Annotated in this window: 25 protein-coding genes; 13 read left to right on the top strand and 12 right to left on the bottom strand. The window is 63.8% G+C overall.

Going from position 1 to position 22,728, the window contains the following annotated elements; translation table 11 throughout:
* Positions 1–85 precede the first annotated feature (85 nt).
* The 3 genes from F600_RS0112560 (at position 86) to F600_RS0112545 (ending at position 2,973) form a co-directional block, all read left to right on the top strand.
* Positions 86–1,420: a family 43 glycosylhydrolase gene (locus F600_RS0112560; RefSeq protein WP_018160973.1), complete on the top strand. Its 1,335-nt coding sequence runs from the start codon at positions 86–88 to the stop codon at positions 1,418–1,420.
* A gap of 337 nt (positions 1,421–1,757) precedes the next feature.
* On the top strand, positions 1,758–2,690 hold the full coding sequence (locus F600_RS0112550; RefSeq protein ID WP_018160972.1) for a catalase family peroxidase: 933 nt from the start codon (positions 1,758–1,760) through the stop codon (positions 2,688–2,690).
* A gap of 58 nt (positions 2,691–2,748) precedes the next feature.
* A complete protein-coding gene (locus tag F600_RS0112545; protein ID WP_018160971.1) occupies positions 2,749–2,973 on the top strand; it encodes a hypothetical protein in 225 nt (74 codons plus the stop codon).
* Between the two features lie 6 nt (positions 2,974–2,979).
* Here F600_RS0112545 and F600_RS0112540 read toward each other — a convergent pair whose 3' ends face one another.
* Complete coding sequence (locus F600_RS0112540; RefSeq protein WP_018160970.1) at positions 2,980–3,729, bottom strand: ABC transporter permease; 750 nt, start codon at positions 3,727–3,729, stop codon at positions 2,980–2,982.
* 150 nt (positions 3,730–3,879) lie between these two features.
* Between F600_RS0112540 and F600_RS27970 the strand changes: the two genes are divergently transcribed.
* Positions 3,880–5,010: a Dyp-type peroxidase gene (locus F600_RS27970; protein WP_018160969.1), complete on the top strand. Its 1,131-nt coding sequence runs from the start codon at positions 3,880–3,882 to the stop codon at positions 5,008–5,010.
* Positions 5,011–5,042: 32 nt separating this feature from the next.
* Positions 5,043–6,494, top strand: coding sequence for a bifunctional phosphatase PAP2/diacylglycerol kinase family protein (locus tag F600_RS0112530; protein ID WP_018160968.1), 1,452 nt, complete (start codon positions 5,043–5,045; stop codon positions 6,492–6,494).
* A gap of 10 nt (positions 6,495–6,504) precedes the next feature.
* Here the strand turns inward: F600_RS0112530 and F600_RS31615 are convergent, their stop codons facing one another.
* Positions 6,505–6,657 carry a hypothetical protein gene (locus F600_RS31615; RefSeq protein WP_018160967.1) on the bottom strand — a complete coding sequence of 51 codons (153 nt, stop codon included), beginning with the start codon at positions 6,655–6,657 and terminating at the stop codon, positions 6,505–6,507.
* Positions 6,658–6,844: 187 nt separating this feature from the next.
* Here F600_RS31615 and F600_RS0112515 point away from each other — a divergent pair, with 187 nt between their 5' ends.
* Entirely contained in the window at positions 6,845–8,869 is a 2,025-nt protein-coding gene (locus F600_RS0112515) for an MDR family MFS transporter (protein ID WP_018160966.1), read from the top strand.
* Between the two features lie 178 nt (positions 8,870–9,047).
* Positions 9,048–10,262: a lipase family protein gene (locus tag F600_RS0112510; RefSeq protein ID WP_040631193.1), complete on the top strand. Its 1,215-nt coding sequence runs from the start codon at positions 9,048–9,050 to the stop codon at positions 10,260–10,262.
* A gap of 80 nt (positions 10,263–10,342) precedes the next feature.
* Here F600_RS0112510 and F600_RS0112505 read toward each other — a convergent pair whose 3' ends face one another.
* The 3 genes from F600_RS0112505 to glnA all read right to left on the bottom strand — a co-directional run bounded on the left by F600_RS0112505 (position 10,343) and on the right by glnA (position 13,110).
* Positions 10,343–10,864 carry a hypothetical protein gene (locus F600_RS0112505; RefSeq protein ID WP_018160964.1) on the bottom strand — a complete coding sequence of 174 codons (522 nt, stop codon included), beginning with the start codon at positions 10,862–10,864 and terminating at the stop codon, positions 10,343–10,345.
* 255 nt (positions 10,865–11,119) lie between these two features.
* Positions 11,120–11,473: a hypothetical protein gene (locus F600_RS0112500; RefSeq protein WP_156024554.1), complete on the bottom strand. Its 354-nt coding sequence runs from the start codon at positions 11,471–11,473 to the stop codon at positions 11,120–11,122.
* 200 nt (positions 11,474–11,673) lie between these two features.
* Entirely contained in the window at positions 11,674–13,110 is a 1,437-nt protein-coding gene (glnA, locus tag F600_RS0112495) for a type I glutamate--ammonia ligase (protein ID WP_018160962.1), read from the bottom strand.
* Positions 13,111–13,340: 230 nt separating this feature from the next.
* Between glnA and F600_RS0112490 the strand changes: the two genes are divergently transcribed.
* Positions 13,341–13,778, top strand: coding sequence for an RDD family protein (locus tag F600_RS0112490; protein WP_018160961.1), 438 nt, complete (start codon positions 13,341–13,343; stop codon positions 13,776–13,778).
* A gap of 115 nt (positions 13,779–13,893) precedes the next feature.
* On the opposite strand, the gene F600_RS0112485 is transcribed toward F600_RS0112490, so the two are convergent.
* The 5 genes from F600_RS0112485 to sucB are packed head-to-tail and all read right to left on the bottom strand — an operon-like array spanning position 13,894 to position 19,008.
* The gene (locus F600_RS0112485; protein ID WP_018160960.1) at positions 13,894–14,649 is read right to left on the bottom strand and encodes a DUF4191 domain-containing protein; all 756 of its coding nucleotides are present in this window, start codon (positions 14,647–14,649) and stop codon (positions 13,894–13,896) included.
* Positions 14,650–14,699: 50 nt separating this feature from the next.
* The gene (lipA, locus tag F600_RS0112480) at positions 14,700–15,704 is read right to left on the bottom strand and encodes a lipoyl synthase (protein ID WP_018160959.1); all 1,005 of its coding nucleotides are present in this window, start codon (positions 15,702–15,704) and stop codon (positions 14,700–14,702) included.
* Between the two features lie 9 nt (positions 15,705–15,713).
* Complete coding sequence (lipB, locus tag F600_RS27965; RefSeq protein ID WP_081628816.1) at positions 15,714–16,406, bottom strand: lipoyl(octanoyl) transferase LipB; 693 nt, start codon at positions 16,404–16,406, stop codon at positions 15,714–15,716.
* 16 nt (positions 16,407–16,422) lie between these two features.
* Positions 16,423–17,313 (bottom strand): TIGR01777 family oxidoreductase, encoded by an 891-nt coding sequence (locus tag F600_RS0112470; RefSeq protein WP_026306485.1) that lies wholly within the window; start codon positions 17,311–17,313, stop codon positions 16,423–16,425.
* Between the two features lie 3 nt (positions 17,314–17,316).
* The gene (sucB, locus tag F600_RS0112465) at positions 17,317–19,008 is read right to left on the bottom strand and encodes a 2-oxoglutarate dehydrogenase, E2 component, dihydrolipoamide succinyltransferase (protein WP_018160956.1); all 1,692 of its coding nucleotides are present in this window, start codon (positions 19,006–19,008) and stop codon (positions 17,317–17,319) included.
* Between the two features lie 334 nt (positions 19,009–19,342).
* Here sucB and F600_RS27960 point away from each other — a divergent pair, with 334 nt between their 5' ends.
* The 3 genes from F600_RS27960 (at position 19,343) to F600_RS32010 (ending at position 21,007) form a co-directional block, all read left to right on the top strand.
* Complete coding sequence (locus F600_RS27960; protein ID WP_018160955.1) at positions 19,343–20,542, top strand: glycosyltransferase; 1,200 nt, start codon at positions 19,343–19,345, stop codon at positions 20,540–20,542.
* Positions 20,543–20,551: 9 nt separating this feature from the next.
* Positions 20,552–20,761, top strand: coding sequence for a hypothetical protein (locus F600_RS0112455; RefSeq protein ID WP_018160954.1), 210 nt, complete (start codon positions 20,552–20,554; stop codon positions 20,759–20,761).
* Between the two features lie 90 nt (positions 20,762–20,851).
* On the top strand, positions 20,852–21,007 hold the full coding sequence (locus F600_RS32010; protein WP_169518405.1) for a hypothetical protein: 156 nt from the start codon (positions 20,852–20,854) through the stop codon (positions 21,005–21,007).
* Here the strand turns inward: F600_RS32010 and F600_RS0112445 are convergent.
* Positions 21,004–21,546 carry a CBS domain-containing protein gene (locus F600_RS0112445; protein WP_018160952.1) on the bottom strand — a complete coding sequence of 181 codons (543 nt, stop codon included), beginning with the start codon at positions 21,544–21,546 and terminating at the stop codon, positions 21,004–21,006. The two genes, F600_RS32010 and F600_RS0112445, sit on opposite strands and share 4 nt — an antisense overlap.
* Before the next feature lie 127 nt (positions 21,547–21,673).
* Between F600_RS0112445 and F600_RS0112440 the strand changes: the two genes are divergently transcribed.
* Positions 21,674–21,889, top strand: a complete 216-nt coding sequence (locus F600_RS0112440; protein ID WP_018160951.1) for a hypothetical protein — start codon at positions 21,674–21,676, stop codon at positions 21,887–21,889.
* 5 nt (positions 21,890–21,894) lie between these two features.
* On the opposite strand, the gene F600_RS27950 is transcribed toward F600_RS0112440, so the two are convergent.
* A complete protein-coding gene (locus F600_RS27950) occupies positions 21,895–22,251 on the bottom strand; it encodes a hypothetical protein (protein WP_156024553.1) in 357 nt (118 codons plus the stop codon).
* Between the two features lie 112 nt (positions 22,252–22,363).
* On the opposite strand from F600_RS27950, the gene F600_RS0112430 reads away from it, so the two are divergent.
* Positions 22,364–22,681 (top strand): hypothetical protein, encoded by a 318-nt coding sequence (locus tag F600_RS0112430; protein ID WP_018160949.1) that lies wholly within the window; start codon positions 22,364–22,366, stop codon positions 22,679–22,681.
* Positions 22,682–22,728 lie beyond the last annotated feature (47 nt).

The following is a 22,728-nucleotide window of genomic DNA, read 5'->3' as shown; positions in this document are numbered from 1 at the left end:
CGGGCATGCGCGTCGTGACAGGCCGTTTAGCCGCCGCCCTACGTTAACCCCATCCGCTGGCTTGCGGTGGTGAACGGAGGCCAAAATGGTTGTCGGGCGGGCGCGTTGGTTCATGGCTGCGGTGGCGGCTGTGCTGGCCACCGGGTTGGGTGCGCCACCTGCCTCGGCTGACCCCGTCATGCTTCCGACCGCCGCGGATCCGTCGATCATTCGCGATGCCTCGGGCATCTATCACGCGTACGCGACCTCGGATGACTGGGGCGACGGCAAAGGCATGCGCTTCCTGCCGCACTGGATTTCGTACGACCTCCAGAACTGGATCTACAGCGGGAACGTCTTCTCCGGAATGCCGGGCTGGGTCGTCAACGGCCAGACCGCGTGGGCTCCGCAGGTCCTCGCCGACGGCAACCGATTCCTCATGTACTACGCGGTCGGATACCCCGACAATCCCTGCATCGGGATGGCATCCTCGCCGTCGCTGAATGGCCCGTGGAACGACCTCGGGCACCCGGTGTTCTGTGCCAAGGACGTCGGTATCGCGGGCACGATCGACCCGTTCGTCTGGAACGACAATGGCAACAAGACGATCGTCGTCGGCAACTTCGGTGGCGTGTACGCGATTCCGCTCAACCCAGACGGGTCGGCCGCGGCCGGTAAGCCGGTCCAGATCGCGGACCAGCGTTTCGAGGCGCCGTACATCGTCAAGAAGGACAACAACTTCTATCTGTTCGCCTCCGCCGGCAATTGCTGCAGCGGACCCACGACCGCTTATCGGGTCCTGGCGGGACGTTCGCCGAACCTCTTCGGCCCGTACGTCGACCGCGATGGCCGCGATCTGAATCTCGGTGGTGGCGAACTCGTCGTCGCGGGTAGCGACAAGTGGGCCGGACCGGGCCACAACGCCGTCACCACGGACGACGCCGGCCACGACTGGATGCTGTACCACGCAATCCCACGCGCGCAGATGAACCTGCCGAGCGGAGCGCCGAACCGCCCCGCGATCCTCGATCGCCTGACGTGGCCGGGTGGCTGGCCGAAGGTCGGCGACGGCTCGCCGGAGTCGACGCTGCCGGAGCAGCCGATCGTCAACACCCCGGTTCACGTGAATGCGACCGTCGACGGCAGCCGCTTCGTGACGCGTGGCGCCGGACGAGTCGAGATCGTCGTGACGCTGACCGCCCCGCAGAACGCTGGTTGGAGCGGCAAGCTCTGGTACGGCTCCGAGGCGCCCGGGCAGCTGCCGGCACCGGAGGACATCACCCTCAAGCCGGGTGAGCGAACTGAACGTCGAATCAGCGTCGACCTTCCGGGTGCGAACAATGTTGTCTACTCCGTATACGCGTACGCCGGAGCCGACGATAAGCATGTCGTCGACGCCGGCGTGGCGAACATACAGTCCACTGGCGGTGGTCGCGGTTAGCGGCCGGTGAACAGTGCCAGTAGGACTATCTGCGGTACCAGCAACAGAAGCGCTATGAACATCGCCGTGCCAGCGAACCCGCTCTTCCGGGAAATCACGTACGGCCTCCTTGGTTGGTGTTTCTCATGGGGTAAATCATCAGTTGTGGGGCTGGTGTTAGGCACGGAACGATAACTGTGCGTGGCGCCACAACGGCCCCTCGGAACGTCCGTTGATCGTCGTCTTTCCGTGATCTGACCTCGACTTTTGCGATTTACCCTGCCCGCGGAGAAACCCTGCGGAGACTGGGCAATGTCCGGCCAGGAATACAAACCGAATGAGGGGGCTTGGAACGAGCATGGTGACTCCACACGAAGCGATCGAGGCAATCCACGGCCAGTACGGCGTCCACCCGGGTGCTCGAGCCCTCCATGCCAAGGGCCGGCTCTACCGCGGCACCTTCACCGCGACCGCCGAAGGCAAGCGACTGTCGACCGCAGGGTTCCTCGACGGATCGTCGATCCCGGCCCTCGTCCGCTTCTCGAACGGTGCCGGCAACCCCCGCGTCAAGGACAAGTCCCCGGCCCCGCACGGCCTCGCCGTCAAGTTCAGCCTCCCCAACGGCAAGACCGCCGACATCTCGTCGCAGACGGCCAAGGTGTTCATCACGAAGGGTCCGGAGGGGCTCGTCGACTTCATCAAGGCCGCGAGCGCGGGCGCGATGGCGCCGGTCAAGCTCGCGAAGGTGTTCATCGACCATCCGGAAGCGCTCAAGTCGAGCGTCATCAATGCGCCGACCCTGCGGACCCCGAAGAGCTACGGACAGGTCCGCTTCTATGGCCTGCACGCGTTCAAGTGGACGGGCGCAGACGGGGAGTCCCGTTGGGTTCGCTATCAGTGGATTCCCGAGGCAGGGGAGAAGTACTTCGCGCCGCATAAGGCCGCGCGCATCTCGCGCGACTACCTGCTGGACGAGGTCGATTCACGACTTGCCCAGGGCCCGATCCGCTTCACGCTGCGCGTCCAGGTCGCGGGTCCCGACGATTCGACGGTCGACCCGTCGCAGAACTGGAAGAGCGACGAGTTCGTCGACGTCGGCACTCTCGAGATCACCGGTCGCGATACCGAACGTGAAAAGGATGGCGACATCGTCGTCTTCGACCCGATGCGCGTCACCGACGGGATCGAGCCTTCGGACGATCCGGTGCTGCGATTCCGCACGTTGGCCTACTCCGAATCAGTGCGCTTGCGGTCGGGTGTCGAGCGAGGGGCCGAAGCTCCGCACGTGTGACCGCCGCCACAGTGTGGCGTCCCGATGCGTTCGTTATATGTCCGTAGCCTCGATAACCATGAGCATGAGCATGGACGAGGCAGCCGTGGAGGCCATCGTCGAACGCAACATTCGTCGCGCGATGGTCGACAGCGGTATGGGCGAGGTCGAACTCGCCAGCCGCATCGGCTTGGGGGACAACGGGTTCGCCTCGCGTCCGGACGGACTCTCGCCGGATGAGCTCGTCCGGATGATGGAAGTCCTCAACATCACCCCGGAACAGGTCTTCCAGGGCGTCGCTTAGCGTCGCTTAGTTAGGCGCTTGCCGCGGTATTCCGCGCGGCGCGAGGGCGGTCGCCGCCAGTACGGCGGTGATCGACCCCGCGCACATGATCGACGCTAGGACGACAATCTGGAAGCGCCCGGCCTCGACCGGGGAGAGCCCGCCGAAGATCGCGCCGACGAACGCGCCCGGCAGGGTGACGAGTCCGGTCGTCCGGGTCTGATCAGTCGTCGGAATGAGTGCCGAATGCACTGCGCTCCGGGCGATCGCGATAGTGGCCTGGCGATTGGTTGCCCCGAGCGCGAGCCAACCCTCCACCTCGTCCCAGTGGTCGGTCGTCAGTTGCTTCAGATTCCGGCCCACGAGGGTCGCGATCGTCATCGCGTTGCCGATGACGATGCCGCCGAGCGCGAGCAGGTAGCGCCCGCTGAATTCGACCGTGCGGGTCACGAAGATGACCGTCAGGGCGACCGTGATTCCCGCCGCCATCGACGCCGCGACAACTGCGTAGGTGCGTGGGGACCACCCGGTTCTGCGCGTCGACGTCACTGACGCGACCGTGAACATGACCAGCAGAGCGATCCCGACGAAGGCCGTGTTGGCGATGACGCCGTGCAGAATCAGTCCGATGAGAGCCAATTGCACGGCACCCCGGGCGATCGCCCAGGGCGGGGCCAGCGGGCTCGGCACGCCATAGCTGCGAAGGACGATCCACGCGGTAGCGGCCAGAATGACGACGCACACCACCGTCGCCTCGAGGCGGCTCGCTCCGTCCATGGCTACAGGCTATTTCTCTCGACGTTTCTGGATGCGATCAAGAGCAAACTGAGGGACATTCCCAGAGTTCGGTGAGACGAAACAAAATGTGTCGGACGAGAAAAATCATTCCCAGGACGGCTCTCGTGACTCAATCGTAACCTGCTTCCCATGACGGATCTTCACACTAGTCACACGGGTTTCTCCCGTCGCTCCCTCTTCGCTCGCGGAGCGGGTGCTGCCGCCGCTGCAACCCTTGCCGGCGGCCTTGGTACCACGGCACATGCGGCTCCTGTTCGTGCCGTCTCCGTGCCGTTCTACGGTTCGCACCAGGCGGGCATCACCACCGACCAACAGCGCAACTGTGTTCTGGCGGCGTTCGACGTCACCACCGATCGGGCCGGACTCAAGAAGCTCCTCGACGACTGGACCGCGCTCGGCGACGCCTTGAGCAAGGGTGAGCCGGCACCGGCGGGCGACACGGGCATCTCGGAGGGTATGAGCGCTGAGCGATTCACCATGACGGTCGGATTCGGGCCGAGTCTGTTCGACGGCCGTTTCGGTCCGCTCAACCGTCCGGCCAAGCTCGCACCGTTGCCGCACTTCGCCGGCGACGCGTGTGACCCCGGTGCCAGCGGCGGCGACCTCTTCGTTCAGATGTGCGCGGACGAACCGCAGGTTCTCACGCATGCCCTGATCCAGCTCCGCGCAGTTTCGCAGGGGAAGGCGAAGCTGCGGTGGACCGAGAATGGCTTCGTCATCCCGCCGAAGGACACAGCGGCGCCGCGCAACCTGCTCGGTGTTCCGGACGGAACGGCGAACCCCACGGACTCGGCCCGGGACGCGGTCGTGTGGTGCGACCCGTCGGGGGAGCCGGGATACATGGCCGGTGGCTGCTACGCGGTCTACCGCCGGATTCGGCTCGATCTTCCGCACTGGATGGCGACTCCGACGCCGGAGAAGGATGCGGCGATCGGACGTCGATTCGATGGATCCCCGCTGACCGCGCCCAATGGCGCACAACACGCGACGCCCGACTACCCGCGCCTCCCGAACGGCTCGCACGTCAAGGAGATGCACCCGCACACGATGTTCCGTCGCGGCTACAACTACGACAAGGGCTACGAGGGCGGCCTGCTCTTCATGTCGTTCAACCGGCACCCCTCGCAGTTCATCGACGCGCAGCACCAACTGACGCGCTCGGACAAGCTCGGGCGGTACATGATGCCGACCGGTTCCGGGATCTATGCGATCCGCGGCGGCGTCGGCGCCGGGGGCAGTTTCGCGGACGGGCTCTTCTGAGCTGTTTCTGTCGGTCTGGAGCGGGCATTCACATGAGTGTGAATGCCCGTTCTGCTGTCGACAGCTTCCACGCCTGGGATCGAAAGCTCATCGAGCATGCACCGAGGTCAACGCGCCTTGATCGCTACTTGATCCGCCTGACCCGCTCGGCGAACCACAGTCGTATCTGGCTGGCGCTGGCAGCCATTCTGGCCGCCAAGAAGGGCGCGACCCGGCGTGCGGCCCTGCGCGGGGTCTTCGCAATCGGGGTATCGAGCGCCATTGCCAACGCGGGCATGAAGCCGTTGATGCCGAGGCCGCGACCGCCACTTCACGCGATCCCGGTCGACCGTAATCTCATCAAGCTTCCGAAGTCGTCGTCGTTCCCGTCCGGGCATTCGGCGTCGGCATTTGCGTTCGCGACAGCGGTCAGTCTCGAAGTGCCCGCCGCCGGCGTCGTTCTGTTTCCGCTGGCTGCGACTGTGGCGTATTCGAGAGTCCATGTCGGGGTGCATTGGCCCTCGGACGTCATTGCCGGCGCCGCGATCGGAGTGGTCGTCGCGAACCGGACCCGACGGTGGTGGCCGGTCGCACGGCCCGGGCTGGTGTCGCTCGGCGAAGCGGACGAGGTCTCTCGATGTGAAAGGGGAGAGGGACTACTCCTTCTCGTCAATCCCTCATCCGGAACCGGGTCGGATGATTCGCGGCTTGCCGAGCAGTTGCCGGCGGCCACGATCGTGCGCGCCGACATCGAGGGCGATGTCGGCGAGCAACTGCGGGCGGCGATCGAGAAGACTCGCCCACGTGCGCTCGGGGTCGTGGGAGGAGATGGCTCAGTGAACACGGCCGCGACGGTCGCCGTCGAAGCCGGATTACCGCTGGCGGTCTTCCCCGGTGGGACCTTGAACCACTATGCCCGGGACACGTCCGCCACGGAGGCTTCGACGCTGCGCTCGCTCAACGCCGGCGCAGTGCGGCATGTCGACCTTGCGTCCGTGACGGTGGACGGCGGGGACCAGGCATTCTTCATCAATACCGCGAGCCTAGGTCCGTATCCGAAAGTGGTCCGGATTCGGGAGAAGCTCGAAGACCGCATCGGCAAGTGGCCCGCTGCGGCCATCGCCGCCGGACGGGTGATGCGGCGGGCGACGCCGCTGCAGATCACCATCGACGGCGTCTCGACGAGCGTCTGGATGATCTTCATCGGAAATGGCACCTACCGTCCCGCGGATGGACTGCCGCTCGCGCGGGAAAGTCTTGCCGAGGGGCAGTTGGATGTGCGATATCTCCGTGCCGACGTCAGGGGAGCGCGCATTCGGGCCATGCTGGCGATGACCACCGGAATGTTGAGCCGAAGCCACGACTATGTGCGGGAACTCGCGGCGAAGGTCACCGTCGCCGTGGACGACGAGGTTTCGCTGGCCACCGATGGTGAGGTCTCAGTCCGCGGACGCCAATTCGAGTTCGCGGCGATGCCAGGCGCAATCCGCCAGTTCGGCGACTGAGCCAGCGGCGCTAGGCTCGCGAGGAACTGAGAACGCCGAGTTCATCGGTCGTCATTGTCGCCTGCCAGCGCGCCGCGCGCCGAGCCGCGATCATCAGGCCGGTCACGGAGACAGCAACGGGGCTCGCGAACACGATGATCGCGACGACGAACAGCCACAGCATGTGCAAGCACCTCCTTGTCTCCGATATCGGGATGTGACAATCCATCGTTTCACAAATTACTTAGGATTCACTAACCGGTCGCCGAAGTGTTACCCGATCGAATCTGCACCGGTGCATTCGTGATCTCGATGCGCAGGTCAATCGCGTTGGCGCACAATCACCTCTAGGACTTCGGTTGGGGGAGCTTATGTCGGTCGCCGTCGAAGAACAGGACGCCCCAGCGCTGTCGCGCGCACAGATCAACCTGGTGTTCGCCACGATCGCCACCGGAATGTTGCTGTCCGCGATGGACCAGACGATCGTCGGTACCGCCCTGCCGACCATCGTCGGCGACCTCGGCGGCGCGGGTCATATGAGTTGGGTCGTCACCGGCTATCTACTCGCGGAGACCGTCTCCACGGTGCTGGCCGGAAAGTTCGGTGACCTGTTCGGTCGCAAGCGAGTCTTCCAAGCCGCGGTGGTCGTCTTCATCATCGGTTCGTTCTTCTGCGGTCTGGCGAATTCGATGACATGGCTCATCATCGCGCGAACGGTGCAGGGAATCGGCGGCGGCGCCCTCATGGTGACGGCGACTGCCCTGGTCGGCGACTCGATTCCGCTGCGCGATCGCGGCAAGTATCAGGGCGCGCTCGGTGCGGTATTCGGCGTGACGACCGTAGTCGGTCCGCTCCTGGGTGGCTTGTTCACCGACCACTTGTCGTGGCGTTGGGCGTTCTACGTCAACGTGCCGGTGGCGATCATCGTCATCGTGATGGCGGCCAAGTTCGTCCCGGGGACGTCGAGCCGGGGCAAGCCGAAGATCGACTACCTCGGCGTGCTCTTCGTGGCGCTCGGTGCGAGCGGGCTGACTTTGGCGACGTCTTGGGGTGGCACGGAGTATGCGTGGGGATCGCCGACGATCATTGGTCTGTTCATCGCGTCGATCGTGGCCCTGGTGGTTTTCGTCATCGTGGAAACGCGCGTCGACGACCCGATTCTCCCGATGCGGCTGTTCAAGAACCGTGTGTTCACCGTTGCCTCGGTGCTGAGTTTCATCGTGGGTTTCGCGATGCTCGGGTCGATGACGTTCCTTCCGATCTACATGCAGTTCGTCATCGGGACGACCGCCACGGCGTCCGGTTTGCGGATGCTGCCGATGGTCTTCGGGCTGTTGATCGCCTCGACGGTGAGCGGCAATGTCGTGAGCAAAACGGGCCAGTACAAGATTTTTCCCGTCGTCGGGACGGCGGTGATCGCCATCGGCGCGTACCTACTGTCGACGATGGATGCGTCGACGCCGTTCTGGGCCCAGTCGCTGTTCTTGCTCGTCTTCGGCGTCGGAATCGGCCTCAGCATGCAGGTCCTGACGATCATCGTGCAGAACACCTCGGAGTACCGAGACCTGGGAACGGCGACCTCCGGTGTCACGTTCTTCCGGACGATCGGTGGATCGTTCGGCGCTTCGGTGATGGGCAGCGTCTACACCAACTACCTGAATCAGCGCATCGGTGGCGCGATGCTGGCCAGCGGGGTCAAACCGAGTGACATTGCGACGCCGGCACAATTGCATGCGCTCAGCGCCGAACAAAAGGCGCCGATCGTCACGGTGTACGCCGACGCGATCCAGCACATGTTCCTGTACGTCGTTCCGGTCGCAATGATCGCGCTGGTCTTTGCGATTTTGCTGCCACAGGTGAAGATGCGCGGAATCGTGCGGGAGGGCGCCAAGGGAACCGGCGAGGGATTTGCCATCGCGGAGGGCGCAAAGGCGGATACCCAGCTCGAAGATCTGATCGGGCGAATCCTCGAGAAGCACGGCCGGGCCGCCGCCCCTTCGATTATCGAGCGCTCGCAGACCAAACTCACCCACGCGCAGGCCTGGGGAATCATGCGGGTGTTCGGGCCATCCCGGATTCTCGGGCGTGGAATTCGGCTGTCGCGGCTGGAATCGGCGATCAATGTTCCACCGGGAGTGCTGCGGCCGTTCTATGACGAGCTCGAAACCGCTGGATATGTCGCCCGAGACGGCGACATTCTGACGGTCACCCCGGTCGGTGAGAGTGAAGCGCAGCGAATTCGGAACACATGGCGGTCGTGGCTCGTGGAGCAACTTTCCGATTGGTTCCCAGAGGATCAGACCGATCGGGAGAACGCTCGAATGGCTGAGGAAGCCATGGAACGGATTCTGACGCGCGTGCTCAAGGAAGAGCAGGAAGCGAACGCGCCCGTTTAGTGGACCTCGAGTCCGGAACAGGCCTGGTTGACGGTCTGATTCGCTGATCTTGAATCGCGAAACCCAAATTGTGAACATTGGGTTGCCGCAACGTAATCGGGTCGATGGTGGCGTGCGTCACAAACGGACTTAGTCTTCAGCCGGAATGACAATTCGACCGGGGGAGAGTTACCGAGTCATGCGCCGCACTAGATCTGCCGGTCGTCGCCTTTCAGTCCGCGTCGCCTGCGCCTCGACGATGGTCGCGTGCGTCCTTGCGATCGGCAGTGCGGCTCCCGCGGGCGCTGTGCCGATGCCCGAGATGCCGACGCCGCTGGCGGACCACTTCTATGTCGCTCCGGGCAATCTCGATTCCCACAAGCCGGGTGACGTCCTCAAGTCGCGGAACATGCCGGATCCGCTCGGATTGATCGGTGTGAAGGCGACTCAGCTGCAATTCCGCAGCACCGATTCGACTGGTCATCCGATTGCGGCCGTCGCGACGATCCTGGTGCCGCCGAACCACAAACCCGACGGGCCCGTGCTGTCCTACGGTGCGATCATCAACTCGCTCGGTCTCGAGTGCGCGCCGTCGCACACGATGTTCGACAACATCCCGGACCGCGACGACGCGGTGACTGTGGGTATGAACCTGCCGCTGCAGATGGGCTGGGCGGTCGTCATCGCGGACCACCTCGGACCGCGCAGTGCATACGGTGCAGCTCGGCTCGGTGGTCAGATCACGCTCGACTCGATCCGGGCGGCGCAAAGCTACGAGCCATTGCACCTCGACCACAGCAAGGTCGGTCTGACCGGGTACTCAGGTGGCGGTATGGCCGCAGCGTGGGCAGCGGCGCTCGCGCCGACCTACGCTCCGGAGCTCCCGATTGTCGGCGCGGCGATCGGTGGTGTGCCGATGAACCTGCAGACGATGGCCGACGTCCTCGGCCGTAATGCGCACCCCGCATTCGGCCTCGCGTTCGCGGCGGCGATCGGTCTCGAGCGCGAATACCCAGACATGCTGCCGATGCAGGCTGCACTCAATGCGGACGGTCGAAAGCTGCGTCACGCGATTAACAATGCGTGCACGCGTGACCTGTTGATCATGGGCGCAGGACAGAGTGCGCCTCGCTTGGCGAACGACTTCTCCCTGTTCGATGCGCCGAACACGCACAAGATTCTGGCGGAGAACAGTCTCGAGAAGTACGACGGCAAGCCGAACGTGCCGGTCTTCGAGTGGCACAGTCCGACCGACGTGCTCATTCCGGTCGACGCGATCAACGTGACGATGAAGCGCTGGCGAGCCCAGGGCGTGTCGGTGAACCAGATGGCGACGCCCTCTCCGGACCACTTGTCGGCCGCCGTGATCGGAATGCCGCAGGCGATTCAGTTCCTGTCACAGCACATGGGCTAGGCGCCCTGCGTGCCACCTGCATCGGAAATGTCGATTAGCCTGCGGTCCGCGCAGGCTAATCGACGCTGAAGGCGTTGTGGTCAGCCGTTCTTCCGCCACCACGTCATGAGGGCGTCAATGTCATCGGTGCCTGCCGCATAGCTGAGAATTTGCGTGGAATTCGTGGTCCAGAGCAGGGTCGAGTGGTCGTCGCTGGTGCCGCACCCGAGTCGGCCCAGCGCTGCCTCGCTGTCGCTCGCTGGTCCCCAAGTGCCCGGGTTGGTGGCCTGACCGCAGTTCTCCGCGCGTACGAGGGCGTCGAGCGTCGCGTCAAAGTCCGCGTCCATCTGCCCCTGGCTGTCGTACAGGAAGTAGACGACGCCTTTCGGGGCACCTGTGACGTGATTCTTGCAAGAGATCACGGCGAGGTAGTTTGCCCCGTCCTCGCGTTCCGCGGGTTTGCAATCACTTGCGTTGTAGCCGCTAGAGATATGGCTCAGCAAAGTCTGCTGTTCCGGTGTAAAGGTGCTGGACTTCGCGGATGGCGCCGCCGTGGCTGCGGGCAGAGCGGTGAAAAGCGCGGCGGCTGCGGTCAGCGACGCGGCGCAGAGGGTGATCCTCATGTCGACTCCTGAAAAGGAAAGTTGGCCTTTACGGCCCCGCCTGGTCGGACGATGAGGCGGTCATTAACAAGTGTTTAATTTCGCGCCCAATCCCCATACGGACCCAGGGGTGAGGAGTCGGCCACCCCGGGGTGGAATCAGCACACCCGAGGGTGTTTAGGTTTCGAACGCGCTGATGAGCCCGCCTTTGAGGCGGGCTCATCAGGAAAAACGGATCAGCGAATTATCAGCGTCGCCGAAACAGAGCGGAAAGGGCTAACGGCACTGCGCCATGACGGCGCTCGCGTGAGTCAGCTTCTGGACACCGGAGATGGACGACTCAGCACCGGCCGCTCCCTGACTTTCGGTAAATGTCTCCGACACTGTCGAATACGTCAACGACAATCCCGCCGCCAGCACCTGGTTGTGCGGAGCGGAATCGCTCGGAAACAGGAACCGGCAGATGTCGCGCGCGGAGAATCCGTACACGTTCGAAACCCAGCCAGGAGTGATGACCGGACCGTACGTCTGAACTCGTACGTCCGCCGGGGCGGCCGAAACAACACCAGTCGAAGCCAGCGCCAAACATCCGACGGATGCAGCGGTAACGACGAATTTCGTGACAGTCATGGCAGATCCACCGTTCATAGGGTGACTGCGTCAACCGTAAGTCGGGGATTGTCACCGCTCGTGCACGGAAGTAGCACGATCTCGCGGCAAATCTGTACGCGAGTACCAAGAACCTCCGATATCCGGCGGTGGACGCAGCAAAGACCCCCGAGAACCGAAGTTCTCGGGGGTCTTGAAGACTCCTAGCGACTTACGTCGACTTAGACGTCGTAGTACAGAGCGAACTCGTACGGGTGCGGACGCAGGTTGACCGGCGCGATTTCCTGGGTGCGCTTGAGGTCGATCCAGGTCTCGATGAGGTCCTCGGTGAAGACGCCACCCTCGAGGAGGTAGTCGTGGTCCTTCTCCAGGTTGTTGATGACCTCGGCGAGGCTGGTGGGAGCCTGCGGGATGTCCTTGGCCTCCTCGGGCGGAAGCTCGTAGAGGTCCTTGTCGACCGGGCTCATCGGCTCGATCTTGTTCTTCACACCGTCCAGGCCGGCCATCATCATGGCGGCGAAGGCGAGGTACGGGTTACCCGACGAGTCAGGTGCACGGAACTCGATGCGCTTGGCCTTGGCGTTGGTGCCGGTGACCGGGATACGGACGGCAGCCGAACGGTTACGGGCCGAGTAGACGAGGTTGATGGGAGCCTCGTAGCCCGGAACCAGACGGTGGTACGAGTTGATCGTCGGGTTGGTGAACGCAAGCAGCGACGGAGCGTGCTTGAGGATACCGCCGATGTAGTGACGAGCGATGTCCGAGAGACCGCCGTAGCCCGACTCGTCGTAGAACAGCGGCTTGCCGTCCTTCCAGAGGGACTGGTGGACGTGCATACCGGAACCGTTGTCACCGAACAGCGGCTTCGGCATGAAGGTGGCCGTGTGGCCCTCAGCCCAAGCGGTGTTCTTGATGATGTACTTGAACAGCTGCAGGTCGTCAGCGGCCTTGAGCAGCGTGTCGAAGCGGTAGTTGATCTCAGCCTGACCAGCGGTACCGACCTCGTGGTGACCACGCTCGAGCTCGAAGCCGGCGTTGATCAGGTTGGTCGACATCTTGTCGCGGACGTCCACGTAGTGGTCGTACGGTGCAACCGGGAAGTAACCACCCTTGAAGCGGACCTTGTATCCGCGGTTCGGGGAACCGTCAGCGTTGAACTCGTTGCCGGTGTTCCACCAACCCGAGATCGAGTCGACCTCGTAGAAGGCACCGTTCGGGCCCGAGTCGAAACGAACTGAGTCGAAGATGTAGAACTCGGCCTCAGGACCGAAGTAAGCGGTGTCGGCGATGCCGGTGCTCTTCAGGTACTCCTGAGCCTTCTTCGCGACGTTACGCGGGTCACGGCTGTAAGCCTCACGCGTGAACGGGTCGTGCACGAAGCAGTTGATGTTCAGGGTCTTGGCGGCCCGGAACGGGTCGAGCTGCGCGGTGGAGACGTCCGGGAGCAGGAGCATGTCCGACTCGTTGATCGCCTGGAAACCGCGCACCGACGAACCGTCGAATGCAAGACCTTCTTCAGCCAGTTCCGGGGTGAAAGTTGAGGCCGGGATCGAGAAGTGCTGCTGGACGCCAGGAAGGTCACAGAAGCGGATGTCGACATATTCGACGTTGTTATCCGCGATGAACTTGGCGACCTCTTCGGCCGTGGTAAACGCCACTCTAGATACTCCTTCGGGGATGAGTTCCCTAGCAATGTAGCGACTACTAGGGTCACGCCACGTTCGAACGTATGGACGCGGTGTTGCCCAGCGGTCAACCCAATGTTTCGGTGGTGTTACGCGTTGCCCAAGGTCGGTTACCTCCGACACAGTGCAGTGCGCACACCCTCGGAGAGTCTATGACCGGGCATTTTGATTGCGCAGCATTGGGTCCGAATAAAGTTGTAAACATGTCAAACGGCATCAGCGCGGCTGATCAATCGCACGAGTACGCAGGAAAGCGCCTGGGACTGCCCGAAGAAGGTGTCGATTCGCTCGCTCCCGTCATGCGGAGATTCGCCGGGACGGCCATCGACTGGTTCCTCGCGATGGGCATCGTGCTCCTGGTATTCGGCCAGGAACTTGAAGATCCGCGCACGAACTTCTGGATTCTCGGCACGTGGGCCCTCATGGGGGTCGTGTCCGTCTGGCTTTTCTCGTTCACGACCGGCCAACTTGTGCTCGGGATGCGCGTGGTGCGAGTCGGAGCCGAGGAGCGGGTGGGACTGGTCCGAGCGCTGATCCGCTCGGCCCTGCTGTCGATCGTGGTCCCGGCGTTCTTCGTCGACATCGACGGACGCGGACTCCACGACCGGCTCAGCGGCACGGCCGTCGTCCGCACGCGCTGACGAGTCGACGGTGTCGGCGATGAGGTTACGGATACGGCGGAACGACACCAGTCGCAACGAAAATGGAGCTTGACCCGCGGAAATCGCGGGTCAAGCTCCATCAGTGCCTTCGAGGTCAGCTGGTGCGGCGCTTGACCGTCCGCTGCATTCCACCGCGCATCTTGGCGCCGGGCGGGAGCGGACCCTTCGGCATGGCAGGTCCGCTGCGAGCGCCGAGTGCCTGCAGCTTCGAGTCGAGCGAGTCCATCGTCTTCTGATCGATATTGCGCGGCAGCTTCAGCAGGTGCTTCTGCAGATCCTTGAGCGGAACCTGGCCAGCGTCGTTGCCGACGAGGACCTCGTAAACCGGGACGTCGCCAACCAGTCGACCCGTGCGCTTCTTCTCCTGCGCGAGCAGCGGCTTCACGCGGTGCGGGGCACCCTCACCGACCAAGATGATGCCGGCTCGACCGATCACCCGGTGGACCGCATCCATCTGGGTCGTCGCGGCGACGGCGTTGCGCACCTGCCACGGGCCCTTCATGTTCTCCAGAACCCAAGCTGCGGCGCCGGGCTGGCCCTCAGCCTTGCCGTACACCGATTTCTGCACGCGACGGCCGAAGATGATGAACGCCAACAGGACGCCGAGCAGGACACCGATCGGGACGAGGAACCACGGCGAGCCGATGTCGAAGATCAGCCCCGGGATCACCACGATCGCGATCGCGCCGAGGAATGCCGCCGACATCAGCGGAATGAGGAGCTTGTCCTCCTTGCGCTGAATGTTGAACGCCTGGAAGATCTGCTTCCGGCGTTCCTTTGACGCAGCCTTACGGGCGGCCTTCGCAGCCGCCTTGGCTTCCTTCGATTGATCCCCAGCGCCCTTTGCCATGCTCACAGGATATTCGTACTGCCCCCGCTCATGTTGCAAGGGTGCGCCGATTACTGCCGGGCGAGCACCGCCCGGGCCTCCTGCGACGCGGTTCCCTCCGCGGCAAGGTGGCTCAATTCCTCGGGCACGGCGCGACCGTGGTGATTCATTGCCTGGACGTAGAGGCGGCCCGCGCGGTACGACGATCGGACCAGGGGACCGGACATGACACCGGCGAACCCGATCTCGACGGCGCGATCCGAATGTGCCACGAACTCTTCGGGTTTCACCCAACGGTCAATCGGGTGGTGGCGCGGGGAGGGGCGCAGGTACTGCGTGATGGTGAGAATGTCGCAGCCCGCGTCGTGCAGGTCGACCATCGCTGCGTCCACCTCGTCGGGAGTCTCGCCCATCCCCAGGATCAGGTTCGATTTCGTGACGAGTCCCGCATCACGTGCGGCGGTGATCACGTCGAGCGATCGCTCGTAGCGGAATGCCGGCCGGATGCTCTTGAACACCCGGGGCACTGTCTCGAGGTTGTGCGCGAGAACTTCGGGGCGGGAATCGAACACTTCCGCCATCAGGTCCGGCTTGGCGTTGAAGTCGGGAATGAGCAGTTCGACGCCGGTGCCCGGGTTCATCGCGTGGATCTGCCGGACGGTTTCGGCATATAGCCAGGCGCCACCGTCGGGCAGGTCGTCGCGAGCGACGCCAGTGATCGTCGAGTAGCGCAGACCCATTGCGTGGACGCTCTCGGCGACGCGGCGCGGTTCATCGCGGTCGAGGTCAGCGGGCTTGCCGGTGTCGATCTGGCAGAAGTCGCAGCGTCGGGTGCACTGATCGCCGCCGATAAGGAATGTGGCTTCGCGGTCTTCCCAGCATTCGTAGATGTTGGGGCAGCCGGCCTCTTCGCACACGGTGTGCAGGCCCTCGCGCTTGACCAGACTCTTGAGTTCGGTGAACTCGGGGCCCATCTTGGCGCGAGTGCGAATCCACGACGGCTTACGTTCGATCGGGGTCTCCGCATTACGAGCCTCGATACGCAGCAGTTTGCGGCCTTCAGGTGCGGAAACCATTACTCCACCCTACCCGCGGGCCACAGCGTGAACTGCGACGGCAAGATCACCGTTGAGAGCCTCGACGACGTATCGCTGCGCGACCGGGAGGACATCCGCCACGGTAATCGCGCGCCCGGCCTCGAGGCTCAGGCTGGTGACCCCGGCGTCCCGGATTCCGCACGGCACGATCGCGCCGAATGCGTTGACGTTCGAATTGCAGTTGATCGCGAATCCGTGGAGCGTGACTCCGCGCTGAACCCGAACGCCGATCGCGGCGATCTTGCGTTCCGGTCGGAGGCTCGTCCCGGGAAGCCACACGCCAGACCGTCCATCGACGCGGCCGCCGTCGACGCCGAACTCCGCACACACCGCGATGAGGGCTTCCTCGAGCCGACGCACGTAATCGACGACATCGATGGGTTCGGCGAGCTTGATGATCGGGTATCCGACGAGTTGGCCCGGACCGTGCCACGTGATCTTTCCGCCGCGGTCGACGTCGATGACAGGCGTTCCATCGGTCGGCCGCTCGTCATCGGCCGTGCGTCGGCCAGCGGTGTACACGGAGTGATGTTCGAGCAGGAAAAGGTGATCGGGAGCGGTTCCGGCGGCAACCCGATCAGCGGTCTGACGCTGGAGTTCCCAGGTGGGGACATAGTCGACGAGTCCGAGCTCCGAAACGACCATGGGCTCGTTCGACAAGCGCGCTGATCTGACGGTCACACTACGAACTTACGCTCTAACGATTCGCAGCCCACTCGAGAGCCTCACCGATCGTGTTGTGCTGGAACTTGAATCCGGCCTTCTCGAGCGCGGCCGGGATCGCCCGCGGCCCCGCAAGAATGCCTTCCCGAGCGAACTCGCCGAACACTGCGTTGAGGGCGAATTCCGGGACGACGAACTTCGCCGGACGGTCGAGGACCTTCGCATAGGCACGGGTGAACTGAGCATTGGTCACCGGTGCCGGGCCCACGAGGTTGATCGGTCCGCGGACCGAGGTTTCGGTTATCGCGAAGATGATCGCGGCGACTTCGTCTTCGAGCGATATCCACGGCAGGTATTGACGGCCACTGCCAAGGCGACCGCCGAGTCCCAGCACGAACAACGGCTTGAGCTTGCCCAGAATGCCCCCGCGGCGGGACAGCACTCCACCCGAGCGCAGCAACACGACGCGGGTGCCGGCCTCCGCGGCGGGTTCGGTTGAAGCTTCCCAGTCGACACACAGTTGCGCCAGGAATCCGTCGCCAGGCGAACCGGTTTCGTCGAGCACCCGATCGCCCGGGTTGCCGTAGTAGTGGACACCGCTGGAGTTGACGAGGGTCGAGACACCGGACTTGACGACGGCGTCCGCGAGGACGTCCGTCGAATCGATCCGGCTATCTCGCAGGTGCTGCTTGTATTCGCCGGTCCACCGATGTTCGTCGATGCTCGCGCCGCACAGATTGACCACCGCGTCGGCTCCACGCAACGCCCGGCGGTCGATGGAACCGGTCTCCGGGTCCCAACGGAATTCGTCGCGCGCTGCAGGGATGCGTCGAACCAGCCGCACGACTTCGTGCCCATCGGCACGAAGTGCGGCTACTAGTGCGGTGCCGATCAGCCCTGATGACCCCGCAACGGCGACTCTCAAGCTTTACAGGCCCAATTCAGCTTCGAAAGCGCCTTCTTCGAGACGCTGGCGGACAGTCGTCATGAAGCGTCCGGCGTCGGCACCGTCGACCAGGCGGTGGTCGTAGGTGAGCGGCAGGAACGCCATCGAGCGAACCGAGATCGCCTCGTTGCCGTCGGCATCAGCGACGACGACCGGGCGCTTGACGATCGCGCCGGTGCCGAGCATCGCAGCCTGCGGCGGCACGAGGATCGGGGTGTCGAACAGCGCGCCGTTGCTACCGATGTTCGTGATCGTGAAGGTGCCACCAGCCAACTCGTCCGGCTTGAGACCGCCCGTCCGGGCGCGGTTCGCGAGGTCGGCGATGGCACGAGCAAGGTCGCCGAGCGACATCGAGTCGACGTTGTGGATGACGGGGGACAGCAGACCCTGCTCGGTGTCGATCGCAATGCCCAAGTGGACGTTCGCGTGGTAGGTGATCTGCTTGGCGTTCTCGTCGTACGACGCGTTGACGTTCGGGTGAACGGCGAGCGCCTCGATGGCTGCCTTCGCGAAGAACGGCAGGAACGTGAGGTTGACGCCCTCACGCGACCGGAACGACTCCTTGGCGCGGGCGCGCAGCTTGGCGATTCTCGTCAGGTCCGCTTCGTGGGTCTGCGTGAGCTGCGCGGTGGTGAGCAGAGACTCGCGCGTCTTCGTCGCGGTGATCTGGCGAATCCGGTTGGCCTTCTGCACGGTGCCGCGCAGGTGCGACAGGTCCGGACCGGTCGACTTGAGCGGAGCCGGAGCGGCGGCCGCCGGCTTGGGCGCCTTCTTGGCCTCGGCGGCATCGAGGATGTCCTGCTTGCGGATTCGACCGCCGACACCCGAACCCTTGAGGCTCGCGAGGTCGACGCCGTGCTCGGCGGCGAGCTTGCGGACAAGTGGGGTCACGTAGACGTCCGGAACGTCGTCGCCAGCCGGAGCCGGAGCAGCCGCGGCCGGCGCGGGCGGCGCAGGCGTAGGTGCAGCAGCGGCGGGTGCCGGTTCAGGCTTCGGTTCCGGCTTGGGTTCAGGCTTCGGTTCGGGCTTGGGCTCAGGGGCGGGTGCCGCAGCGGCCGCACCTGAACCGATGAGGGCGAGCGGTCCGCCGACCTCCACCACGTCGTCGGTCTCGGCGATGATCTTGAGCAGCTTTCCGGCGACCGGGGACGGGATCTCGGTGTCGACCTTGTCGGTCGAGACCTCGACGAGCGCTTCGTCGACGGCGACGTCGTCGCCGACTTCCTTGAGCCAGCGCGTCACGGTGCCCTCGGTCACGGATTCACCGAGCGTCGGCATCGAGACCGTGGTGCCTTCGCCGGATCCGCCGGATGCCGGTGCAGCGGCCGCGGCAGGTGTGGGTTCCGGCTCAGGCTCAGGTTCGGACTTCTGTTCTGGCTCGGCTGGCGCCGCTTCGGGCTCGTCAGCCGGTTCGGGAGCGGAGGACGCAGCCTCGCCCGCGTCGCCGATCTCGCCGAGCGCACCGCCGACCTCGACCACGTCGTCCACTTCCGCGACGATCTTGGTCAGGACACCCGCTGCAGGCGAGGGGATCTCGGTGTCGACCTTGTCGGTCGAGACTTCGAGGAGAGGTTCGTCAACGGCAACTGTGTCGCCCACGTTCTTCAACCATCTCGTAACGGTCCCTTCGGTGACACTTTCACCAAGTGCGGGCATGTTGACGGAGACGGCCATCCTTGAGCTCCTCGACAATTGTGTTGCGTTGGGTGAGTCCATCCTTGCACCAACCGGATTCCGGCGGGGCGCAGGGCGCCCAACCCGTTCGCGAATTGGGTTAGAAGTTCACCCATCAGTGTGGTCAATGGCCGCAAACATAACCCCGAGAAGCGACCTCGCGCCGTTGCGAGGCCACTCCCGGCGGCTCGCTCCCCCTGAGGAGCGCACTCATCGAGCTACCCGTCGCTCGCCGGCGGCCAAACGCGAACGAGAACTGCCCCACACTTTTCTGGTTCAGGTAACGCGATCCGGGTACGACTCCTCTACATGCGGTTATAGGGAGAGGTCAGAGATGAAAATCGCACTCGTCTCCGAGCATGGCAGCCCGATTGCGGCACCCATCAATACGACCGCGAGCAGTCACAATGATCACGTAGCAGCCCTCTCGACGGCTCTCGCCGATCTAGGTCATCGCGTCACGATCTTCACGCGTCGAGATGACCCGCAACTGCCCACCGTTTTTCATGGCTCGAGCTATCGCGTCGTCCACGTTCCGGCGGGCCCGCCGAGCCACATCCCGGGTGATCAGCTGTACGCCCACATGCGGGAATTCGCCGCTTTCCTGCGCAGTTGGTGGTCTGCGGAACGACCGGATGTCGTCCACGCTCACTTCTGGATGTCGGGCATGGCGACCTGTGGCGCGGCCGAGGCGTTGGGGATTCCGAGCGTCGTCACCTTCCATGATCTGGGTGCGGCGCGGAAGCGATTCCTCGGTATCGACGATCACAGTCCCGGGGCGCGTACGCGGACCGAGCATTTCATTGCCCATCACGCGTCCGCGATCATCGCCAATTGCCGCGAGGAAGCCGCGGAACTCGCTCGATTGGGCGTATCTCCGACCTATGCGTCGGTGATTCCGAATGGCGTCGACACCGGGATGTTCACTCCGGTCGGGGACGCCGCAAAGTCGTCGAAGCAGCGCATCGTTGCGGTCGGTGACCTCGTTCCGGTGAACGGTTTCGACGAACTCGTCCTGGCACTCGAGGATCTCCCGCGTACCGAGTTGGCGCTGGTCGGGGAACCGCAGGAAGGCGGACTCAAAGACGATCGCGAGGTCAGGCGGCTGCGTGAGTTGGCCAAGTCCGTCGGCGTCGATCATCGGCTGACGCTGTTGGGACGGGTTCCACATTCGCAGCTGCCGGATGTTCTGCGGTCAGCGGACGTCGTTGCCTGCACTCCGCACTACGAGCCGTACGGCATGGTGTCGCTCGAGGCGATGGCGTGCGGTCGTCCGATGGTTGCGGCGGCCGTCGGTGCGCTCAAGGACACGGTGCGCGACGGAGTCACTGGATTCCTTGTCCCGCCGGGCAACCGGAACGCGTTGACCACGGCCCTGAAAAAACTGCTCGACGATCCGACCGCGGCGGCCGGCATGGGATCCGCAGGTCGCGCGATGGTGACGTCGCATTATCGATGGCACACAATCGCCCGACGGACGGCGGCTGTGTATGCGAAGGCGATCGAACGCCGCCGCGCTTTGGCGGTCGGCTGAGGAGCACAAATGACTGATCCGCTGCACGATCCGGGTCGCCCGGATCACGAAACCGCCGAAGACCTCGACGAAGATGCACTCGGTGTCGACCCGCTCGAGGAGGGGATGGACCCCGCCGAAGGTTGGTCGTCCGTGACGCAGACCCGTCGCGACGACGTCAGTGAGCACGAATCCCTTGACGAGCGTCTGGCGGAAGAGGAACCGGACGTCGAACCGTAGCGGCACCCGCACCCGACGGGACCGAAGTCCTCTGACGAGTTAGAAATTCCAGTGTCGGGGAACCCAATTCATGACGCTCAGGAGGTTGTCATGCTCGCATTGGGAGTCGTACTTCTCATCCTCGGATACTTGTTCGCCGTGCCGATTCTGTGGACCTTGGGGATCATCGCAGTCGTCATCGGGGCCGTGTTGTGGTTTATCGACGAGACCGAATATCACCTGATGAGACGGCGTTATTGGTACTAAGGCGTCGAGACCTGCTCGACCAGTTCGCCGACCATCGAATGCGTCATCGTTCGAGACAGATCTGCCTGCGCGACGATTCCGACGATCCGGCGATTCTCGATCACGGGAACCCGGCGAACATGGTTCTCCGACATCGTGCGCAGAACATCTGACAGCGGATCGTCTGCTTCGACCGTGACGATCCGATCCTCAGTGATCTCACCGACGTACGTCGCTGCTGGGTCGAAGCCCTTCGCGACAACCTTCGTGACGATGTCCCGGTCGGTGATCATGCCGTGCAAGAGACCGTCTTCGCCGCAGATCGGCATCGACCCGATGTTCAGGTCAGTCAGACGCCGCGCAATGCTGGCGACGCTGTCTGTCGTGCGGGCGCACTCGACGTTCGTCGACATGATGTCCCGTGCGACGGAGGCGCCATGCGACGACGCCTTCCCCAGGTGGGCTTCCTTGCCGACCGCTGCGGCCGTGCCTTCCTTGAGGGTCTCCGCGACGTTCTCGACCGCGTGTAGGACGCCGTCCCGGATCGAGTGCTCAGACATGTCGTCCTCCCTGCGTCGTGATTCAACTCAATCGACGTACCCGACCTGCAGGCGGGCAAACCATCGCTGAGGTCACGTTTGCCGAGGTCCGGCGGGGGTAGGACGATGGAGAGGAAGGGAGTTTGCGATGCATCAAGAACTCGATGGCTGGCTTGGCTTTGCCGCACTCGTGTTGTCGGTGGCCTGCATTCCGGTTGCGTATGTCGCTTCGTCCGCCCAACAAGAGACACTGGCCTTGATCAGTGCGCTCGTGGCGTTCGTCTTCTTCGGTGCGGCCGGCTTGCTGCTGCATCACTCCGAAGTCCATCACGGGTTCCACCTGAAGCGTGTTCGCCACTTCTGAGCGCCTCAGTTGATTCCCGCGCCCGCCCATGCGGAGCCGGAGAATCCGACGTACGTAACCATGCACACGAGCAGCAGCCACATGACAATGTGCCACTGCTGGTATTCATCACCGTTGCGGTAGGACCGGAAGGTTTGGATAGCGGCCCCCGCACTCCCGAGCAGGAGAATCGCGAACGGCGCGAATACCAAAGTGGCCCAGCCGATTCTCGAACATCCTGGGGTCGTTGTGAGAGCGCAGGTATTCGGGTCGTTGGCAACCCAGACAACGCAGACAATGCACAGCGCCGTGGCCGCAACGAGAAATCCGAGGCCGTACATGCACGCGCGGCAGACCTGCTTTTCTCGATCCGGACTGTTCACCTCATCGGATTACCCGCCACGAAGGAACGTCAAAACCGTTCGGGGATGACCTCACAGCAACCGCACAGAGACACCGAACGAGGCCCACAGCCGGAGCTGGCACCATGGATGCGTGGGAATCTTTCGACGACGGCGAAGCAAGGCGAACGTCAGCGCCGCTGACGCGGCGTACTTGCAGCATTGGGTTCGTTCGCATTACGGCGTCGAGGCCTATGTCGAGCCGAAGACCACCGTCACCGAAGTGACGGCGGTTCTCGTTGCGCACGATGGCGAGTGGACGCGCCGCGTCGTGGGTGAGCGCGGCGCGCAACGCCTGAGCGCTGAGCTGAAGATTCCGGTCTACGACGTGCGCAAAACCGGGTATCCGCAGCGCATGCGGGATTTCGACGCTCGCCGCAAGATCATCGAACGTCGACTTCTCGACGACTGAAAGCCTGCAGATCGGTCGTCGGGGGCCGATCTGCACCCTCAGGGCCC

Source organism: Smaragdicoccus niigatensis DSM 44881 = NBRC 103563, assembly GCF_000380645.1.
Classification (GTDB): Bacteria; Actinomycetota; Actinomycetes; order Mycobacteriales; family Mycobacteriaceae; genus Smaragdicoccus; species Smaragdicoccus niigatensis.
The sequence above is the reverse complement of the archived record's forward strand: the minus strand, read 5'-3'. Positions and strand labels throughout refer to the sequence as shown.

What these genes read in the sequence shown, in the direction of transcription:
- F600_RS0112560 (WP_018160973.1), top strand. Translation starts at nt 86, where the DNA reads ATGGTTGTCGGGCGGGCGCGTTGGTTCATGGCTGCGGTGGCGGCTGTG.
- F600_RS0112550 (WP_018160972.1), top strand. Translation starts at nt 1,758, where the DNA reads ATGGTGACTCCACACGAAGCGATCGAGGCAATCCACGGCCAGTACGGC.
- F600_RS0112545 (WP_018160971.1), top strand. Translation starts at nt 2,749, where the DNA reads ATGAGCATGAGCATGGACGAGGCAGCCGTGGAGGCCATCGTCGAACGC.
- F600_RS0112540 (WP_018160970.1), bottom strand. Translation starts at nt 3,729, where the DNA reads ATGGACGGAGCGAGCCGCCTCGAGGCGACGGTGGTGTGCGTCGTCATT.
- F600_RS27970 (WP_018160969.1), top strand. Translation starts at nt 3,880, where the DNA reads ATGACGGATCTTCACACTAGTCACACGGGTTTCTCCCGTCGCTCCCTC.
- F600_RS0112530 (WP_018160968.1), top strand. Translation starts at nt 5,043, where the DNA reads ATGAGTGTGAATGCCCGTTCTGCTGTCGACAGCTTCCACGCCTGGGAT.
- F600_RS31615 (WP_018160967.1), bottom strand. Translation starts at nt 6,657, where the DNA reads ATGCTGTGGCTGTTCGTCGTCGCGATCATCGTGTTCGCGAGCCCCGTT.
- F600_RS0112515 (WP_018160966.1), top strand. Translation starts at nt 6,845, where the DNA reads ATGTCGGTCGCCGTCGAAGAACAGGACGCCCCAGCGCTGTCGCGCGCA.
- F600_RS0112510 (WP_040631193.1), top strand. Translation starts at nt 9,048, where the DNA reads ATGCGCCGCACTAGATCTGCCGGTCGTCGCCTTTCAGTCCGCGTCGCC.
- F600_RS0112505 (WP_018160964.1), bottom strand. Translation starts at nt 10,864, where the DNA reads ATGAGGATCACCCTCTGCGCCGCGTCGCTGACCGCAGCCGCCGCGCTT.
- F600_RS0112500 (WP_156024554.1), bottom strand. Translation starts at nt 11,473, where the DNA reads ATGACTGTCACGAAATTCGTCGTTACCGCTGCATCCGTCGGATGTTTG.
- F600_RS0112490 (WP_018160961.1), top strand. Translation starts at nt 13,341, where the DNA reads ATGTCAAACGGCATCAGCGCGGCTGATCAATCGCACGAGTACGCAGGA.
- F600_RS0112485 (WP_018160960.1), bottom strand. Translation starts at nt 14,649, where the DNA reads ATGGCAAAGGGCGCTGGGGATCAATCGAAGGAAGCCAAGGCGGCTGCG.
- lipA (WP_018160959.1), bottom strand. Translation starts at nt 15,704, where the DNA reads ATGGTTTCCGCACCTGAAGGCCGCAAACTGCTGCGTATCGAGGCTCGT.
- sucB (WP_018160956.1), bottom strand. Translation starts at nt 19,008, where the DNA reads ATGGCCGTCTCCGTCAACATGCCCGCACTTGGTGAAAGTGTCACCGAA.
- F600_RS27960 (WP_018160955.1), top strand. Translation starts at nt 19,343, where the DNA reads ATGAAAATCGCACTCGTCTCCGAGCATGGCAGCCCGATTGCGGCACCC.
- F600_RS0112455 (WP_018160954.1), top strand. Translation starts at nt 20,552, where the DNA reads ATGACTGATCCGCTGCACGATCCGGGTCGCCCGGATCACGAAACCGCC.
- F600_RS32010 (WP_169518405.1), top strand. Translation starts at nt 20,852, where the DNA reads ATGCTCGCATTGGGAGTCGTACTTCTCATCCTCGGATACTTGTTCGCC.
- F600_RS0112445 (WP_018160952.1), bottom strand. Translation starts at nt 21,546, where the DNA reads ATGTCTGAGCACTCGATCCGGGACGGCGTCCTACACGCGGTCGAGAAC.
- F600_RS0112440 (WP_018160951.1), top strand. Translation starts at nt 21,674, where the DNA reads ATGCATCAAGAACTCGATGGCTGGCTTGGCTTTGCCGCACTCGTGTTG.